Raw genomic sequence first — 16828 nt, forward strand, 5'->3', positions numbered from 1 at the left:
TAATAACTGAGTGTTCAAGTAGCCCCGCTTTTCCTTAATTTTAGAACAACTGCAATGCTTATGTCAATACCTCCTCATACACCATATGAAGAAACCAATTTTATTGATACCACTAAAAAGGTCTGGAACTATTCCATCCTAACGGATGAGGATATTCGAAATTTTCAGGCCGGCACCAATTACAGGCTTTATGAAAAATTTGGTTCGCATTCCATACAGGTACAGGAAAAATGGGGGATCTATTTCGCCGTATGGGCACCTAATGCAACCAGTGTTTCCGTTAAAGGAAATTTCAATGACTGGAAGAATTTCGATTATGAATTAAATCCACGCTGGGATAAAAGCGGTGTATGGGAAGGCTTCATTCCCGATTTGGGTTTAGGAGAAGTTTATAAATACCACATAAAGGGCTTTATGGGTGCGGAACTTGATAAAGGTGATCCCTTCGCCAATTTCTGGGAGAAGAGGCCCCTTACTGCATCTATTACCTGGGACCTCAGCTATGACTGGCAGGATAAGGACTGGATGAAGATTCGTAAAAAACACAACTCCCTCAATGCGCCATGGAGTGTTTACGAAGTGCACCTCGCCAGCTGGATGAGGCCCGATCCAAATGATGAAGAGACCTATAACAGCTATGCCCAGATCACAGAAAGAATGGTTCCCTATGTAAAAGAGATGGGATTCACGCATGTGGAATTCATGCCCATCATGGAACATCCTTTTGATGGCAGTTGGGGATACCAGGGCACAGGATATTTTGCACCCACTTCGAGGTTTGGATCACCACAGGATTTTAAAACCATGGTAGATGCCTTTCACCAGGCAGGTATTGGTATAATTCTGGATTGGGTGCCTTCCCATTTTCCGTATGATTCACATGGATTGTTTATGTTCGACGGTACCCATACATATGAATATGCCGATATGCGAAAGGGTTTCCATCCCGACTGGAACTCCTATATTTTCAATTACAAAAGGGGAGAAGTAAAATCCTTCCTTATAAGTAGTGCACACTTCTGGCTTAACCATTTTCATGTTGATGGCATCCGTGTAGACGCAGTATCTTCCATGCTCAAACTCAACTATAGCCGCAAGGAAGGGCAGTGGGAACCCAATGAATTCGGTGGCGATGGCAATCTGGAAGCCATCGCATTCATCAAGGACCTTAACGAGACCATCTTCCGCGATTTCCCTGATGTACAGACCATAGCAGAAGAAGCTACAGATTGGCCTGGAATATCTAAGCCCACCTTTGATGACGGACTTGGCTTTGGTATGAAGTGGATGATGGGCTGGATGCATGACACCCTTCGCTATTTCAAACAGGACCCGCTCTACCGGCAGTTTCAACAGGATTCTTTCACCTTCAGCATGATGTATTATTATGATGAAAATTTCATGCTTCCGCTGAGCCACGACGAAGTGGTACATGGCAAAAGCCCCATGCTGTATAAGATGCCCGGCGATGAATGGCAGAAATTTGCCAATCTCCGATTACTCTATTCTTATATGTTCACCCACCCGGGCGGCAAACTTCTTTTCATGGGCGACGAATTTGGCACAACATTAGAATGGAATTATAAAAGCGAGTTACCCTGGCACCTGCTGCAGTATGATGGTCACAAGGGAATGAAGGAATGTGTAAAAGATCTTTGTGCCCTGCTAAAAAATGAACCGGCAATGTATGAGAAGCAGTTCGACAAGGATGGATTTGAATGGATTGATCTTAACCACCGGGCCGAATCAGTGATAGTATTCAGAAGAAAGGGCCTGGAACCTGCCGATGATCTATTAATTATTTTAAATATGACACCCGAAGTCAGAAAAAACTGGAAAGTTTATGCCTCGGGTAAAACGAAATGGAAGGAAATATTTAACAGTAACAATGCAATTTATTGGGGTACGGGTGACGTCTTTAATCCTGATATTGCAGTTACACCAAAAGAGGGGGATGATAACCTCTTTGAAATTAACCTGCACCTGCCACCTCTGGGTGCCCTCGTGCTGAAATAAGAAAAATGAAAACACTGTACCTGACCGTACTGTGCTGCTGGACTTTGGGAGTTGTAAATGGACAGACAGACAGTCTTGATTATCATATTAAAAAGGGAGAAGATGCCTTCTCACAATTGAGGTTCCTCCCGGCCTACGAGCACTACCGCGCAGCAGTTGCCCTTGATTCACTTGACGCAACTGCATTGGACGGCCTCGCCAACAGCTCCTACGAACTCAGAAAATATGATGTTGCACGTACCGCATATTCCAAAATTCATTCCCTCCAGCCCAACGATACCAATGCCATCAGCAAACTGATGGAGTTACATTATAATACCCGTCACTGGAAAGATGCTATTGAGATGGCTACTAAAGCCAGGAAACTTGGAGTAGGAAAAGATCATGACCTCATCATTGCAAAATCATGGTACGAGCAGGAACATTATGGTAATGCACTTAAGGCAATAGAAAAAGCCTGGGTTAACAACAAGACCAATGCCGAACTCCCTTATATGGCAGGCCGTAGTTATATTGAAATGAGCAATTACCGCAGGGCAGCAGGTTGTTACGAACAGGCACTTGCACTGGAACCTAAAAATGCGCGCTGGATGTATGAAGCAGGCATGAGCTATGCCGCCATTCCGGATGATGTAAGAGCCGTTCAATGGTTTGAAGCAGCAGCCTCCAATGGCTATACCCGCAGCAATGATTTTTTGGAGAACCTCGCTAACTCCTATGTAGGGATCAAAGCCTTTGACAAGGCTATTGAATTGTATGATGAACTCAAAGAAAGAAAGCCGGGCGACATTGAATTATTATACTCCATAGGTGATGCATACTATAAAGCTGGTGCTTACCACGACGCCATCAACAACTGGGACCAGGTTCTGGCGCATGATAAAACCCAGGCCCGCGCAGTTTATATGATTGGCGTTGCCTATATCAAAAAGGGCGATGATGCCAAAGGAAAAGACCTATGTGAAAAGGCCATTAAGATGGATCCCTCACTTGCTAAATACCGGGAGAAGCGTTCGATGTTCGGGCTCTGAGGAAACCACTGTTATACTCAAACTACATTTTCTCCGGCACCCTGATACCCAGTAAGGCCATTCCCTGCGAGATAACATTGGCAGTCATAACTGCAATACGCAAACGAAATTGTTTTTTCTCCTCCGTTTCTGCTCTGCTTACAGATAGTTCTGTATAAAAAGAATTGAAGGTTTTGGCAAGGTGATATATATAGTTGGCCACCGCTGAAGGATTATGCTCCAAAGCTGCCTGCTCTATCACTGCCGGAAATTGCTCCAGACTTACAAGCAGACTTTTCTCCAGCGGCAGAAGGGGAGAAGTAAATGATTGTTCATCTTCCGGCATTTCCTTACGCAGAATAGATTTTATCCTTGCATGTGTGTATTGGATAAACGGACCTGTATAACCATGAATATCTATTGACTCCTCAGGATTGAAGATCATTTTCTTTTTGGGATCCACTCTTAGCAGGTAAAATTTCAATGCCCCCAATCCAATCGTATCATAGAGCTCCGAGAGTTCATCCTCATTAAAATCCTTAACCTTACCCAGCTCAAGCGTATGCTCCTCTGCGATCTTAACCATCTCTGCCACCAGGTCATCGGCATCAACAACAGTTCCTTCCCGACTCTTCATTTTTCCAGTGGGTAGTTCAACCATTCCATACGACAAATGAAAAATCCCATCGGCATTAGGAAGCCCCAGTTTCTGTGCAATAAGTTTCAATACTTTGAAATGATAATTCTGCTCATCACCCACAACATAAATGCTCTGGCTTATCTGGTATTCTTCATATTTCTGCTCAGCCAATCCAATATCCTGTGTCATATAAACAGAAGTGCCATCCCTGCGCTGAACAAGTTTCTCATCGAGACCCTCAGCAACCAGGTCAATCCACACACTTCCATCTTCCTTGCGGTAAAAAATTCCTTTTCCCAAACCTTCCTGTACGATCTTCTTGCCAAGCAGGTAAGTTTCACTTTCATAGTACACAATATCAAAATCACTTCCTATGCGCTTATAGGTTTGATCAAAACCCTCATACACCCAGCCATTCATCATTTTCCAGAGATCGGTAACCTCGGGCTTTCCCGCTTCCCAGTCAACCAGCATCTGTTGCGCTTCCTTCATTAATGGTGCTTCTTTCTCTGCCAGCTCCCTGGTCATACCCGATGCAACAAGTGATTCAACTTCAGCCTTATAAACATCATTGAACTTTACATAATAATCGCCCACAAAATGGTCTCCCTTCTTCTGTGCCAATCCGGGTGTTTCTCCATCAGAGAATCGTTGCCAGGCAATCATGCTCTTGCAGATATGTATACCCCTGTCATTCACAATACAACTCTTGATAACCTCGTAACCATTAGCTTTAAGGATCTCCGCTATGCTCCATCCCAGGAAGTTATTACGCAAGTGCCCAAGGTGTAGTGGCTTGTTGGTATTGGGCGAACTGTATTCCACCATTACTTTTTGTCCATTGGAAGCAGCCTTTCCAAATGAGTCATTATTATAGTGCTCTTCCAGCAATTCAATCCAGTATTTATCTGCAACCACCAGGTTTAGAAATCCTTTGATAAGGTTATAGGATGTAAAAAAACCATTGCTTTCCTTTACCAGGTATTCACCAAGTGTATTGCCGATGGCTTCAGGGGAACTCTTTAATAGTTTCACCAAACCAAAAAGAACTATAGTATAATCGCCTTCAAATTCCGGTTTGGTCTGGTTCACCTGGAAAGCGCCGGGGTCAGTAACCTGCGGATATAAAATCTGAATTGCGTTGCTAACAATGGTCTGAAGATGTTGAGTGATTGCCATAAGAGGCAAAGATATAGGGTGAAGCCCTAAACATCGAACGCATATACTATTTTTGCGCCCATGTCCAATTGGTTTGTACGCAATGTCAGTGACTTCATTGACTTTTTCTATCCGCCATTCCGGCGGTATATACCTCTTCAGACCTTTCGTTATATCGCCTGCGGTGGTGGTAATACATTGCTGGATATCATCATCTATTTTATCTCCTACAATTTTATCCTTCAAAAGCAGGTAGTGTCTCTTGGCATAATGGTGGGAGGGCAGGAACTGGCAGTAAGTCCCCATATCATGGCCTTTTTCATGGCTTTTTTTGTAAGTTTCCCCCTTGGATTTTACCTGAACCGCAAAGTGGTTTTCCATGATTCCGACCTCAGGGGAAGGGTCCAGCTTTTCAGGTACATGTTATTGGTAACAGTGAATATTCTGCTCAATTATGCCTTCATTAAACTCTTTGTTGAGGTTTTCGGTATTTTTCCAACTATTGCCAAAATGTTAACCACACTCATTGTTGTGACATTCAGTTACCTGGCCCAGCGTAATTACACCTTCCGAAAGCGCATAGATAAATAAGGCAATTTGTCCCCCCGCCGCCATAACCTCGCCATATTGAGGGGTAATTTGTCAGTATACCGGCTAAATCACTGACATTTCTGCCATTTTTGCACAGTTCCCTCCATTGGCATATCTATTGACAATCATAAGCGTAACACATTCATAAAAGGAAAAATAAACATATGGGAAAGATCATTGGTATTGACCTGGGAACTACCAACAGTTGTGTATCGGTTATGGAGGGCAATGAGCCCGTCGTGATCGCTAACGATGAAGGACGTAGAACAACACCTTCGGTGGTAGCATTTCTGAAGAACGGAGAACGCAAGGTAGGTGACCCGGCCAAACGCCAGGCGATCACTAACCCGCATAACACTATTACATCTGTGAAGCGATTCATGGGTCGTCGTTTTGACGAAGTAACCGAAGAGATAAGCCACTGGAGTTATAAAGTTGCCAAAGGCGATAATAATACGGTACGCATAGATATTGACGGCAGGCTTTATACGCCACAGGAAATCAGCGCAATGGTTTTGCAGAAAATGAAGAAAACTGCAGAAGATTACCTGGGCCAGGAAGTAACTGAGGCGGTTATTACCGTTCCCGCTTATTTCAATGATGCTCAGCGCCAGGCTACCAAAGAAGCTGGTGAAATTGCTGGTCTTAATGTGCGCCGTATCGTTAACGAGCCAACAGCAGCAGCACTGGCTTATGGAATGGACAAGAAAGGCAAGGACCAGAAGATCGCGGTATTTGACCTCGGTGGTGGTACTTTCGATATTTCCATCCTCGAACTTGGGGATGGGGTATTTGAAGTGAAGTCCACCAATGGTGACACCCATCTCGGTGGTGATGACTTTGATAAAGTGATCATGGACTGGCTTGCAGAAGAATTCAAGAAAGACGAAAGCATCGACCTGCGCAAGGACCCTATGGCCCTGCAGCGTCTGAAAGAAGCGGCAGAGAAAGCAAAAGTTGAATTGTCTTCTTCTTCCGAAACAGAGATCAACCTTCCTTATATTACTGCTGTTGACGGAGTGCCCAAGCACCTCGTTAAAAAGCTTACCCGGGCTAAATTTGAAGCAATTGCCGATACACTTTTTGAGCGTTGCCTGAAGCCTTGTGAGCTTGCATTGAAAGATGCCGGTATGAGTACTAGCCAAATAGACGAAGTGATTTTGGTAGGTGGTTCTACCCGTATCCCTAAAGTGCAGGAGATCGTTGAGAAATTCTTTGGAAGAAAACCTAATAAGGGTGTTAACCCCGACGAAGTTGTAGCAGTAGGTGCTGCCATCCAGGGCGCAGTTCTCACAGGTGAGGTGAAAGATGTGCTTCTGCTCGACGTTACCCCGCTTAGCCTGGGTATCGAAACAATGGGCGGCGTAATGACCAGGCTCATTGAATCAAATACAACGATCCCGACCAAGAAATCAGAAGTATTCTCTACCGCCAGTGATAACCAGCCCGGCGTACAAATCCATGTTCTTCAGGGAGAGCGCCCCATGTCATCCCAGAACAAGAGCCTGGGTATGTTCAACCTCGATGGAATTCCACCTGCACCACGCGGTGTACCACAAATTGAAGTGATCTTCGATATTGATGCCAATGGTATTCTTCATGTAACGGCTAAGGACAAGGGAACCGGTAAAGAGCAGAAGATCCGCATTGAAGCAGGATCCGGACTTACCAAAGAGGAGATCGAAAAGATGAAGGCAGAGGCTAAGGCCAATGAATCAACCGATAAGGAGGCAAGGGAGAGAGTGGAGAAGATCAACCAGGCCGACAGTCTGATATTCCAGACAGAGAAGCAGTTGAAGGAATTCGGTGAAAAGATTCCGGCCGACAAGAAAGAGCCTATCGAAACGGCCCTCACTAAACTGAAAGAGGCACATAAAAGCCAGGATATCGCAGCCATTGATGCAGCTGTTGCAGAAATGAATACTGCCTGGACCGCCGCTTCTGAAGAGATCTACAAGGCACAGCAAACTGGTGGCGAACAGCCAGGAGCCGATGCAGGAGCCCAGCAGGGAGCCAGCGGTGAAAATGTGACCGATGCAGAATTCGAAGAAGTCAAGTAGGAGGTAAGAGGTAAGATTTTAAGAATTACATAGTGGATGGACTTCGGTTTTTTACCGGAGTCCATTTTTTTTTCCAAATCTTACCTCTTACCTCTTAAATGTTTGCGCTATTTTCGCAGCATAAATTTTTTTGAAGCATGGAAACACAAAAAAAGAATACAGGATTATGGTGGATCGGTTTTTTCGTATCCACAGCTTTGTTATTGACCGCCATTTTTCTTCACTGGGAATACCTGACAATGATCATTCCGTTTGCCCTCACCAGCTTTGTAAAGGCCATGGATATTATTTAACGGAATCCTGAAAATATGTAAAGGCTCCACCTGGTGGGGCCTTTTTAATTGGCCTCAAAACCAAATGTGTATATTATACACAAATCTTCTTAATTTTACTTTTATTTGTCTTGCCAAACAACCAGTATGAAGATTCATTTTTTCCTTCGGTATAGTACCCGTATGGGGCAGCACTTGCAGATAACCGGCAATTTCAGTTCCTCTTCCAGTGAAACAATCCATCCTGTAAATATGAATTACCTCAATGAGGAATTCTGGCAGGCAACTGTAGTTGTTGATCCATCCGGAAATCGTGAGATTAATTACCAATACCAGCTTGTTGATGAAAATGGCAGGATCATCTCAGAATGGGGGAACGACAGGGTTATTCCACTTCATGACCTTAAGGCGGATGAGTTGCAGGTGGTAGATACCTGGAACTATGCCGGTGAATTCGAAAACGCATTTTATACCGCTCCCTTCCAAAAAACATTACTGGAAAACCATGAACATAAAAAGATAAAACACCCAAAGCACTTCACCCATATATTTAAAGTAAAGGCACCGCTTCTTAAAAAACATGAAGTGATTTGCATCGTGGGAAGTATTCCCGCGCTGGGTGAATGGGATGAGATAAAGCCATTGCAACTGTATACTGATGGTAATTGGTGGACCATTACCCTCGACCTGCCCAAAGAAGGCTTCCCCCTTTATTATAAATATGGAGTTTATGATACTCACGAGAAAACCTTGATTCGTTTTGAAGCAGGAGATAACAGATCGCTTTTTGGAGATGCCCTCGAAAAAAAGATCACACTGGTGCATGACGGATTTGTGCATCTTCCCAATGATACCTGGAAAGGTACCGGGGTAGCCATCCCTGTTTTCAGTTTGCGTTCTAAGAACAGCTTTGGCGTGGGTGAATTCACCGACCTGCATTTACTGGTAGACTGGGCCCGCACGGTAGGCATGAAGATGCTTCAGCTTCTCCCAATCAATGATACTACTGCAACCCGCACCTGGCTAGATTCTTATCCCTATGCAGCGATATCTGCTTTTGCCCTCCATCCTGTATTTGTAAATCTTGAAGAGGTTGCGGGAAAGAAAGATGCTTCAATCCTAAAGCCCTTCCGGAAAAAGCAAAAAGAACTCAATGAGTTAACTGAGGTGGACTATGAAGAGGTAATGAAGTTCAAGATAGCCGTGCTCACAGAATTGTATGAATCACAAAAAGAAAGCTGGGCCGAAGACAAAGATTACCAGGCATTCTTTGAACATAATAAACATTGGTTGGTACCATATGCTGCTTTCTGTTTCCTACGCGATAAACATGATACGGCCGATTTCAGTCAATGGAAGCAACACAATACCTATGATGCTGCGGCCATTGAGAAATTTGTATCACCCAAACAAAAGCATTTCGACCAGATCGGTTTCCACTACTTTATTCAGTATCATCTCCACCTGCAATTGAAGAGCGCCACTGCCTATGCCCATAAACATGGCATCATCGTTAAGGGCGATATTCCAATTGGCATTTACCGCCATAGCTGTGATGCATGGATGAGTCCCGAACTGTATAATATGGACCAGCAGGCTGGTGCGCCACCTGATGATTTTGCCATTAAGGGACAAAACTGGGGCTTCCCTACCTATAACTGGCAGAAGATGCAGGAGAATGGTTTCACCTGGTGGAAACAACGGTTCAGCCAGATGAGTGAATATTTTGATGCATTCCGCATAGATCATATACTCGGGTTTTTCCGGATATGGTCAATCCCCTTTGACGCAGTGGAAGGAATTATGGGCCATTTTGTTCCAGCCATTCCGGTTGATGTGAAAGAATTTGGTGAAAGGCAAATATGGTTTAACCATTACCGTTATACCAAGCCATTTATTACAGAGAAGATACTTGAAGAACGATTTGGTGAATCGGCAACATTCGTTAAAGAAGAATTCCTCGATGACAGGGGCTTCGGACAATTTGATTTCAAACCACCATTTGACACTCAGCGCAAAATTGAGCAGTGGTTTCTGGCGCACGAAGACAAGGACCATCTGCAGGGATTAAAGCAGGGACTGCTTGATCTGCATACCAACGTGATCCTCTTTGAAGAAGCGGGATCAGAGGGGAAGAAGTTTCATTTCCGTTTTGCTATGGAACATACCAGTTCTTACCAGGACCTGGAATGGAATACAAAAGAACAACTCAAAGCCCTGTACGTAGATTATTTCTACCGCCGTCAGGATGATTTCTGGATGCAGGAAGCCATGAATAAATTACCCGCCCTGAAAGCTTCCACCAATATGCTTATCTGTGGCGAAGACCTTGGTATGGTGCCTGCATGTGTTCCAGATGTGATGCGACACCTGGGCATCCTGAGCCTGGAGATCCAGCGCATGCCCAAGGACCCTGCGCATGAGTTCTTTCATCCCAATAATGCGCCATACCTTTCTGTGGTAACGCCCTCTACCCACGACATGAGTACCATCAGGGGCTGGTGGGAAGAGGATAGGGAAAAGACCCAGCGATTCTTCAACAACGAACTTGGCCAATGGGGAGAGGCCCCCGCTTTCTGTGAAGCCTGGATCAATAAAGCTATAGTAATTCAGCATCTGTATTCTCCTGCAATGTGGGCGGTATTCCAGTTACAGGATCTGATGGGAGTAGACGGTGACCTGCGCCGCAGCGACCCATCGGAAGAACGGATCAATATTCCTTCCAATCCAAAACATTACTGGCGCTACCGTATGCATATGACGCTGGAAGAACTATTGAAGGAAAAAGAGTTCAACCATTCTCTGAAAGAATACATTAAAGCGGGCGGTAGAGCATAATTTGATAGGTTTGCAACATGCGTGTAAGATCCTTTATCAAGGCGCTTCCTTTCACCCATCCTTTTACCATTTCAAAAGGAACAAAAACACACCAGCCAACTTTTATTGTTGAGCTGGAATTGAATGGTATTGTTGGATATGGTGAGGCGCCGGCCATTGCCTATTATAATATTCCCGTGGAGAAGATGCAGGCTGATCTTCTGGCCAAACAAACCTTTGTTGAGAAGTTTGCCTTTACTACACCCGACCGTTACTGGCATTACCTCCACCACCTGCTCCCGCTGAATGGTTTCCTGGTGAGTGCCCTTGATATGGCCGCCTGGGACCTGTTCGGTAAGATCAGGCGACAGCCGCTGTACAAACTATTTGGTGCAGACCCTGCAAATATGCCGGTTACGGATTATACCATCGGTATCGACAGTACCGAAAAGATGATAGAGAAAATGAAGGAAACGCCATGGCCGGTGTACAAGATCAAACTGGGAACCGACCGTGATATCGAGATCATGGAATCACTTCGCCGGCATACGGATACTCCATTGCGTATTGATGCAAATGCAGCCTGGACAAAAGAGGAGGCACTCGGGAAAATAACCGCCTTTGCTGCAATGAATGTGGAGTTCATAGAACAACCCCTTGCCAAGGATGATTGGGAAGGGATGGCCTGGTTATATGAAAGAAGTCCATTGCCACTAGTGGCAGATGAAAGTTGTGTTTATGAGCAGGACCTGGCAAAATGTGAGGGTCATTTCCATGGGATCAATATCAAGCTCACCAAGTGCACCGGTATAACGCCTGCACTTCGTATGATAGCGGATGCAAGAAAACGCGGCATGAAGATCATGTTAGGATGTATGAATGAAAGCACAATCGGTTCTGCGGCATTGGCGCATCTTGGTCCATTGGCCGACTGGCTTGATATGGATGGTCCGCTTTTGTTGTCTGAAGACCTTGCAACCGGTTTGAGTTATGATTTCGGCAAGGTGAGTTTGCCATCATCGCCGGGATTGGGCATTACGGTTCAACTGGAGTAAATAAAGTCTGCATATCATCTATCGACATTCTTATTTTTTTACGTATAGCGAATTGCCAACTTTGATAGCGTACTTGTTGTCTTGTTTTTCAAGTTGTAAAATAGGGGATACATTTCCAGAACTCCATGTAACAGAAAGTTGCTTTTGATCTTTGTCTACCTTGAACTTCCCCACATGGTGATATGTTTTTTTCCCATTAATTTCAGTATGATATAAAATACTGTCACCATCATATAATTTAAAGAATGTATTATTCATCGCCATCATCTGCATGGCCATGGGATCCTCGTTGTAATAAGTATACATACCATACAATTCTTTGTCGTTTTTATTACATGCCACAAGAAACAAAATAAACGATAGATATAATGTTTGATACTTAATAATGTTTAGATGAATCATGATCCAACAATTATACCGTAAGATAGGAAATGAACGGAAATATGCGAAGTATGTTACCAAAGCACAAAAGGGACAAGATTAAAATTTTTTAATATAGTAAATTTACTATTGCATAATCCTCTAATATGTTTAATCTTTAGGTTCTAATCTGATAACCTGTTTTAAACGCAGCGTCGCCACTCCCATATCCTGCCCTTCCAAATCCTAAACAACACGTAGTTTGATGAACCCTCATTTGTGTAGGTTCTCATTACTATACTTATTGTTGTCTCATATCATTCATTTATAAATTCAAAAATTGAAACTATGCAAAAGTTCAAATGGCTGCTTGCATTAGCAGCACCCCTTGCCCTAATGATTAGCTGCCAAAAAGAAGCAGCACGCACTGATCATCAAATCACCCTCGATGAAACATTACAATTGAAATCGGGATCTCACCTTTCAGCAAGTGCAACAGGTAATGGTGCACCAAGTGGTGCTCATTATAACCTTAACATTATTGGCGTGCCTAAAGGTAAAACCGCAGACATGACCAGTGGGAATGGACATCGTATTTTTGTGAACCTAAGCGGCAACACAAAGATCTTTTTGAAAGAAGGTGATGATTTTGCGGTACTGGATGCAAACGGAACAGACCAGGATGGTGCAAAATTCCAACTTCCTAATCCCGACCCCGAAAATGATGGCATCACAACTTACAGTGTGTTCGCACGTGCTTTAGGAAAGCCCGGAGGATCCATGGGCATTACTACCTGTGCTTATGATCCTTCTGCCGGCGAGGATGTATGCAGCCTGGAAAGCTATGTAACAGTTCGTAATAAAGGTAGAACTGGCTTTGAAAATGTATCAAAAGAATTGTTATATATCTATGCTGATCTGGATGGAGATGGTACGGTAGAACGCTATCCTTTATTTGATGACAGACTTCAGGATTATTACTGGAGTGTAGAGAATGATGGGCTGCGTTTATTACAGCTTCGTTTTTATGCAGTTCCCACCAATGTAAATTAAAACGCTCATTGATTGTACCCGAAAAACCCGCTGCTCATACAGCGGGTTTTTTATTTCACTTTCACATATACATTTGATGAGAACGCGCCTTCTATGCAATATTCTTGAAGACGTAATTTTCTGGATGTTGTTTTAGCACTTATTGAAATTTTTTGTATTTTTTGATTAGATAATCTCATGAAAGCAAATTTCGGGATGTAGCGCAGCCCGGTAGCGCGCTTCGTTCGGGACGAAGAGGCCGCTGGTTCGAATCCAGTCATCCCGACAACGCCCGCCGAAGCTTCAGCGCAGGCGGGCTGAATTTTTACCTTCCCCATAACGTAATTATTCCTTACATTTATAAAGAAATAATTCTCCCATGAGTGCTACCTTAAATACCAAGTCTTCTCTTTTTCGCCAATACGAGAAAGAACTATCAAATCCCGTTGCGATGGTAATGAAGGCTGCTGAGGGGTTAGCTGTATCCGTATTTGATAAGATCATCCAGATCACAGCCTTGAATAAAAACCAGTTAGCCGCCTTTATTGATGTTACACCCAAAACCATCGACAACTACCGCATTCGCCGGCATAAGTTGGGCCGCACAGAGAGCGAACAGCTTTTACAGCTGATGGCACTCTACAAAAAGGGACAGGAGATTTTTGGTAATTCAGAAGATTTCAATCTCTGGTTGAAGCAACCCGCTTCAGGATTAGGCGGCATTGTTCCGTTTGAACTGCTCTATACACAAGGTGGCATCAACCTCGTAATGGAGGAATTGCTCCGCATTGAATACGGCGCGCTGGCATGATCGTTTATCGCATCACCCTGGCACAATGGGCCGGGAAGCTTACCGCGTCGGGTCGTGCAGCCCGATGGAACAGCAACGGGCATTTCATGCTGTATGCAGCCAGTACCAGGGCATTGGCATGCCTTGAAAATATGGTCCACCGACGCAGCATTGGATCTGATGATCTCTTCCGGGTTACGCTGATACAAATTCCCGATGATTTCAAAATAAAAAAGATTAAAAGCAAGCTGCCAGCCAGATGGCAAGACTATATCAGTTATACTTCCTGCCAGGCCATTGGAGATGAGTGGTTAAAAGAAAATACCACCGCCGTTTTACAAGTGCCTTCCGCCATCATTTCAGAAGAATATAACTACCTGATAAATCCCCGGCATCCCGATTTTACACGCATCAAAATGCATTCTATAGAGAAATTCGCTTTTGATGAAAGATTGTTGAAATAAATTGGGCACCTTCCTACTTCGTTAAAACTCCGATGGGCACGGCCCTACTTTGTTAAAACTCCGTTGGGCGCTGCCCGCCGTAGCTTTAGCGAAGGAGAGCAAAGTGATAATTCAAGGCATTCAATTCCAGCAATGCATTGTCAAGTGCCTTGAGAAACCCAGACCGGTTTGATTCTGCGGTTAGTTCTTCAAGACTTTTGTAGTATGCTATCCCGCTCAACAGGTTATTATAGAAACTTGTATAATATTTTTTCCGGGGAAGAATATTATCACTCTGGAAATCATTTTCCAGTTCTTCTTTCAGGTAATCGATATACAAATGCAACTCGGCAATGAACATATGCGGCCGATCAGCATTGGTTAGAATGTTTGTACGGCCATAGATATGATCTGTCATTGTTTGCAGGGAAACGATCTTAGAGAAATTTGCAATATTCGGTCCGGGGCAAATGGTGACTGCTTTGAGTGTTTTTATAAATGGTTGCTCATAACTGATAGAGGCAGCATTACTGAGTCCCACGCATAAGCACTCTTTATCCAACACATTTTTCAATTGCTTTTTGTATTGTGGCTCCGGCAGGTTAAGCGATTGCAACTCTGCTATTTTCAGCTTCTGGTATTTATGGGAGGCTGTACAAATGGGTTCTTTGGTAAACTCGGTATTGAAAGCAAGATGCTTTTCAGTACAGGGACTACCGGGCTTTCCATTCATAATTCTGCCCGATTTTTCTTTGTCGGAACTGGTGCCTTTCAGGTAATGAAACCTTACACCCAAAGGAGAATTGTGACTTAACTCCAGATCTTTTTCTGTAGCTCTACTAAGCAGTTTCAGTGTATCATCGTCTACCGTTGTAGCTTCCGGAACCAACAGAAAAGGAGTACCCCAGCCGGTGCTATCCAGATTATAATAGTTGATCAAAAACGCATCTTCCTCATGCGTGCCGATGCCTCCCTGAACAGAGATTTTCAATTTAGGAGGATAGAGAAAATGCTTCTTATTTTTTTTAATTAGTGTTGCGTTATACACTTCGAAAATCGTATCAATAAGTTCCTGCCGCTTTGTTTTAAATTCTTCCAGGATAGGTCCCAGCAGATATCCTTCGGTTGCGAATGCATGTCCACCGCAATTCAATCCCGATTCAATCCTGAACTCACTAACCCAGATCCCTTTTTTTGCCAGGTATTTTCCCTGTATCATCGCCGAGCGGTAATCACTCACTTTTACAATCACCTTTTTAGTAAAATCATTATCGTCATTAACATCAAAGGCATTACAATTTTCAAGGAAATTATATAGCCTTGGGTTCATGCCCGCAGAGAACACAACAGAAGAATTTCTTAGGTCACTGTTTGCATATCCTCTTAATGATGAAATTGCTTCAGACCCATTCTCCACTGTTGTTCCATCCGCTTTATAAACCTCGCGATCAACCTTGGTCATGATATTAACGTCGATACTTCCGGGATGAATGGCCGATCTCAACCGGGATGCGATTTTTTCTTTCTCCGCATTATCTGTTGTCTGCATCAACTGCTGGTATAGCTGTTTCAAAACATGATTATCAGGCAACATTTCAAAGTACTGCACGATATCCGATCCTGCTTCAAAAGCTGCTGACCTCAGTTTTTCCACCTGTTGCTGAACAATGGTATTGACGAGATTTAAATAATCAGTGATCCGCCTCGCCTTATAATCAGGTTCAGAAGCGGGGATGGGCTGGTATTCCCTACCAATGGTGGGATAGTAGTGTTGTCGCATCATTTCGATCAGGCGGTCTTCTACAATGCTGATAACAGAGGAGATGCCAAACCGGGCTACTTTAATGGGACTATCAATGGTATATGCCAATCCCATTACAGGGATATGGAAGCTGTGGGAGGAGGAAGAATACATGTTGCTTGCGGAACTTATTTAGACAATAATTCCTGCAAAGATAATATATTAGGACAACATTGTCTTTTATTATTCCGCCTCTTTAAATTACCTATAATTCAATGTTTTCATCGGTCTGATCTGGTTCCAGTAAATCAGGGCCAATTATTTTGATATGTTTCAGCAGTTCTTTATAGTACTTTCTTGATATCGGAATTTCAAGGTTAGGATCAGCAAAAATGAAAAGAGAATCCTTTCCGATACGGTCGATTTGATTAAAGGGGACAGCATAAGATCGATGCACCTGTATGAAATGGTTTTTGGGGAGTTGTGCCAATGCATTTTCCAAGGTTGTGCGAATATCCACCTGACCATGTTTTGTAAAAAATCGCACATAGTTTTTATTCACTTCAAGAAGAGCAATCACATCAATGTGCATTTGCATAAGGAAACCATTATTCCGATAAAAGTAATAAGGGGTGCTCATAGCAGTTAGTATTGGTTTAGGGAATTAAATTAATGAAATTTCCGGCTCAGGGGAAGTCCGGCCTAAGTGCAATAGAAGTGTGGTGATAGTGTCAACCATGTGTAAAATGGCCTGTTTTAGCTTGTCAGGCACTTGTTTCACACATGGTTTGGACTTGGTGAAGAGAAAGTACCCAGCACATTATTAGTTCCATTTGAGTGCAT

The 16828-nt window shown here is 43.6% G+C and carries 14 protein-coding genes and 1 tRNA gene; 11 read left to right on the forward strand and 4 right to left on the reverse strand.

Features of this window, described 5'->3' with window-relative positions:
• Window positions 1-60 precede the first annotated feature (60 nt).
• Window positions 61-2016 carry a 1,4-alpha-glucan branching protein GlgB gene (gene glgB / locus HY58_RS06235; protein WP_039129331.1) on the forward strand — a complete coding sequence of 652 codons (1956 nt, stop codon included), beginning with the start codon at window positions 61-63 and terminating at the stop codon, window positions 2014-2016.
• A 5-nt stretch (window positions 2017-2021) separates the two neighbouring features.
• On the forward strand, window positions 2022-3047 hold the full coding sequence (locus HY58_RS06240; RefSeq protein WP_039129334.1) for a tetratricopeptide repeat protein: 1026 nt from the start codon (window positions 2022-2024) through the stop codon (window positions 3045-3047).
• Between the two features lie 22 nt (window positions 3048-3069).
• On the opposite strand, the gene argS is transcribed toward HY58_RS06240, so the two are convergent.
• Window positions 3070-4845 carry an arginine--tRNA ligase gene (gene argS, locus HY58_RS06245; RefSeq protein ID WP_156123593.1) on the reverse strand — a complete coding sequence of 592 codons (1776 nt, stop codon included), beginning with the start codon at window positions 4843-4845 and terminating at the stop codon, window positions 3070-3072.
• A 60-nt stretch (window positions 4846-4905) separates the two neighbouring features.
• On the opposite strand from argS, the gene HY58_RS06250 reads away from it, so the two are divergent.
• From HY58_RS06250 to HY58_RS06265, 5 genes are all read left to right on the forward strand, one after another.
• Window positions 4906-5415, forward strand: coding sequence for a GtrA family protein (locus HY58_RS06250; RefSeq protein WP_039129336.1), 510 nt, complete (start codon window positions 4906-4908; stop codon window positions 5413-5415).
• A gap of 164 nt (window positions 5416-5579) precedes the next feature.
• Window positions 5580-7475, forward strand: coding sequence for a molecular chaperone DnaK (gene dnaK, locus HY58_RS06255; protein WP_039129338.1), 1896 nt, complete (start codon window positions 5580-5582; stop codon window positions 7473-7475).
• 137 nt (window positions 7476-7612) lie between these two features.
• On the forward strand, window positions 7613-7768 hold the full coding sequence (locus HY58_RS19605) for a hypothetical protein (RefSeq protein ID WP_172644609.1): 156 nt from the start codon (window positions 7613-7615) through the stop codon (window positions 7766-7768).
• A gap of 126 nt (window positions 7769-7894) precedes the next feature.
• The gene (locus HY58_RS06260; RefSeq protein WP_039129341.1) at window positions 7895-10585 is read left to right on the forward strand and encodes a 4-alpha-glucanotransferase; all 2691 of its coding nucleotides are present in this window, start codon (window positions 7895-7897) and stop codon (window positions 10583-10585) included.
• A gap of 17 nt (window positions 10586-10602) precedes the next feature.
• A complete protein-coding gene (locus tag HY58_RS06265) occupies window positions 10603-11619 on the forward strand; it encodes a dipeptide epimerase (RefSeq protein WP_039129343.1) in 1017 nt (338 codons plus the stop codon).
• Window positions 11620-11649: 30 nt separating this feature from the next.
• On the opposite strand, the gene HY58_RS06270 is transcribed toward HY58_RS06265, so the two are convergent.
• Window positions 11650-11961 (reverse strand): hypothetical protein, encoded by a 312-nt coding sequence (locus HY58_RS06270; RefSeq protein WP_156123594.1) that lies wholly within the window; start codon window positions 11959-11961, stop codon window positions 11650-11652.
• Window positions 11962-12327: 366 nt separating this feature from the next.
• Here HY58_RS06270 and HY58_RS06275 point away from each other — a divergent pair, with 366 nt between their 5' ends.
• The 4 genes from HY58_RS06275 to HY58_RS06290 all read left to right on the forward strand — a co-directional run bounded on the left by HY58_RS06275 (window position 12328) and on the right by HY58_RS06290 (window position 14265).
• Window positions 12328-13032 carry a hypothetical protein gene (locus tag HY58_RS06275; protein WP_039129349.1) on the forward strand — a complete coding sequence of 235 codons (705 nt, stop codon included), beginning with the start codon at window positions 12328-12330 and terminating at the stop codon, window positions 13030-13032.
• A gap of 191 nt (window positions 13033-13223) precedes the next feature.
• Window positions 13224-13297, forward strand: a tRNA-Pro gene (locus tag HY58_RS06280).
• 93 nt (window positions 13298-13390) lie between these two features.
• The gene (locus tag HY58_RS06285; protein ID WP_052323882.1) at window positions 13391-13822 is read left to right on the forward strand and encodes an antitoxin Xre/MbcA/ParS toxin-binding domain-containing protein; all 432 of its coding nucleotides are present in this window, start codon (window positions 13391-13393) and stop codon (window positions 13820-13822) included.
• Window positions 13819-14265 carry an RES family NAD+ phosphorylase gene (locus tag HY58_RS06290; RefSeq protein ID WP_039129352.1) on the forward strand — a complete coding sequence of 149 codons (447 nt, stop codon included), beginning with the start codon at window positions 13819-13821 and terminating at the stop codon, window positions 14263-14265. The genes HY58_RS06285 and HY58_RS06290 overlap by 4 nt, the downstream gene beginning before the upstream one ends.
• A gap of 85 nt (window positions 14266-14350) precedes the next feature.
• Here HY58_RS06290 and HY58_RS06295 read toward each other — a convergent pair whose 3' ends face one another.
• On the reverse strand, window positions 14351-16159 hold the full coding sequence (locus HY58_RS06295) for a hypothetical protein (RefSeq protein WP_039129354.1): 1809 nt from the start codon (window positions 16157-16159) through the stop codon (window positions 14351-14353).
• A 91-nt stretch (window positions 16160-16250) separates the two neighbouring features.
• On the reverse strand, window positions 16251-16625 hold the full coding sequence (locus tag HY58_RS06300; RefSeq protein WP_039129356.1) for a LytTR family DNA-binding domain-containing protein: 375 nt from the start codon (window positions 16623-16625) through the stop codon (window positions 16251-16253).
• Window positions 16626-16828 lie beyond the last annotated feature (203 nt).

Origin of the sequence: Flavihumibacter sp. ZG627, from assembly GCF_000814325.1 — a bacterium.
In the GTDB taxonomy this organism is placed as follows: domain Bacteria; phylum Bacteroidota; class Bacteroidia; order Chitinophagales; family Chitinophagaceae; genus Flavihumibacter.

Excerpts from the sequence above, each read along its gene's own strand:
- glgB (WP_039129331.1), top strand. The coding sequence starts at position 61 with ATGTCAATACCTCCTCATACACCATATGAAGAAACCAATTTTATTGAT.
- dnaK (WP_039129338.1), top strand. The coding sequence starts at position 5,580 with ATGGGAAAGATCATTGGTATTGACCTGGGAACTACCAACAGTTGTGTA.
- HY58_RS06275 (WP_039129349.1), top strand. The coding sequence starts at position 12,328 with ATGCAAAAGTTCAAATGGCTGCTTGCATTAGCAGCACCCCTTGCCCTA.
- HY58_RS06295 (WP_039129354.1), bottom strand. The coding sequence starts at position 16,159 with ATGTATTCTTCCTCCTCCCACAGCTTCCATATCCCTGTAATGGGATTG.
- HY58_RS06300 (WP_039129356.1), bottom strand. The coding sequence starts at position 16,625 with ATGAGCACCCCTTATTACTTTTATCGGAATAATGGTTTCCTTATGCAA.
- HY58_RS06240 (WP_039129334.1), top strand. The coding sequence starts at position 2,022 with ATGAAAACACTGTACCTGACCGTACTGTGCTGCTGGACTTTGGGAGTT.
- HY58_RS06260 (WP_039129341.1), top strand. The coding sequence starts at position 7,895 with ATGAAGATTCATTTTTTCCTTCGGTATAGTACCCGTATGGGGCAGCAC.
- HY58_RS06285 (WP_052323882.1), top strand. The coding sequence starts at position 13,391 with ATGAGTGCTACCTTAAATACCAAGTCTTCTCTTTTTCGCCAATACGAG.
- argS (WP_156123593.1), bottom strand. The coding sequence starts at position 4,845 with ATGGCAATCACTCAACATCTTCAGACCATTGTTAGCAACGCAATTCAG.
- HY58_RS06290 (WP_039129352.1), top strand. The coding sequence starts at position 13,819 with ATGATCGTTTATCGCATCACCCTGGCACAATGGGCCGGGAAGCTTACC.
- HY58_RS06250 (WP_039129336.1), top strand. The coding sequence starts at position 4,906 with ATGTCCAATTGGTTTGTACGCAATGTCAGTGACTTCATTGACTTTTTC.
- HY58_RS19605 (WP_172644609.1), top strand. The coding sequence starts at position 7,613 with ATGGAAACACAAAAAAAGAATACAGGATTATGGTGGATCGGTTTTTTC.
- HY58_RS06265 (WP_039129343.1), top strand. The coding sequence starts at position 10,603 with ATGCGTGTAAGATCCTTTATCAAGGCGCTTCCTTTCACCCATCCTTTT.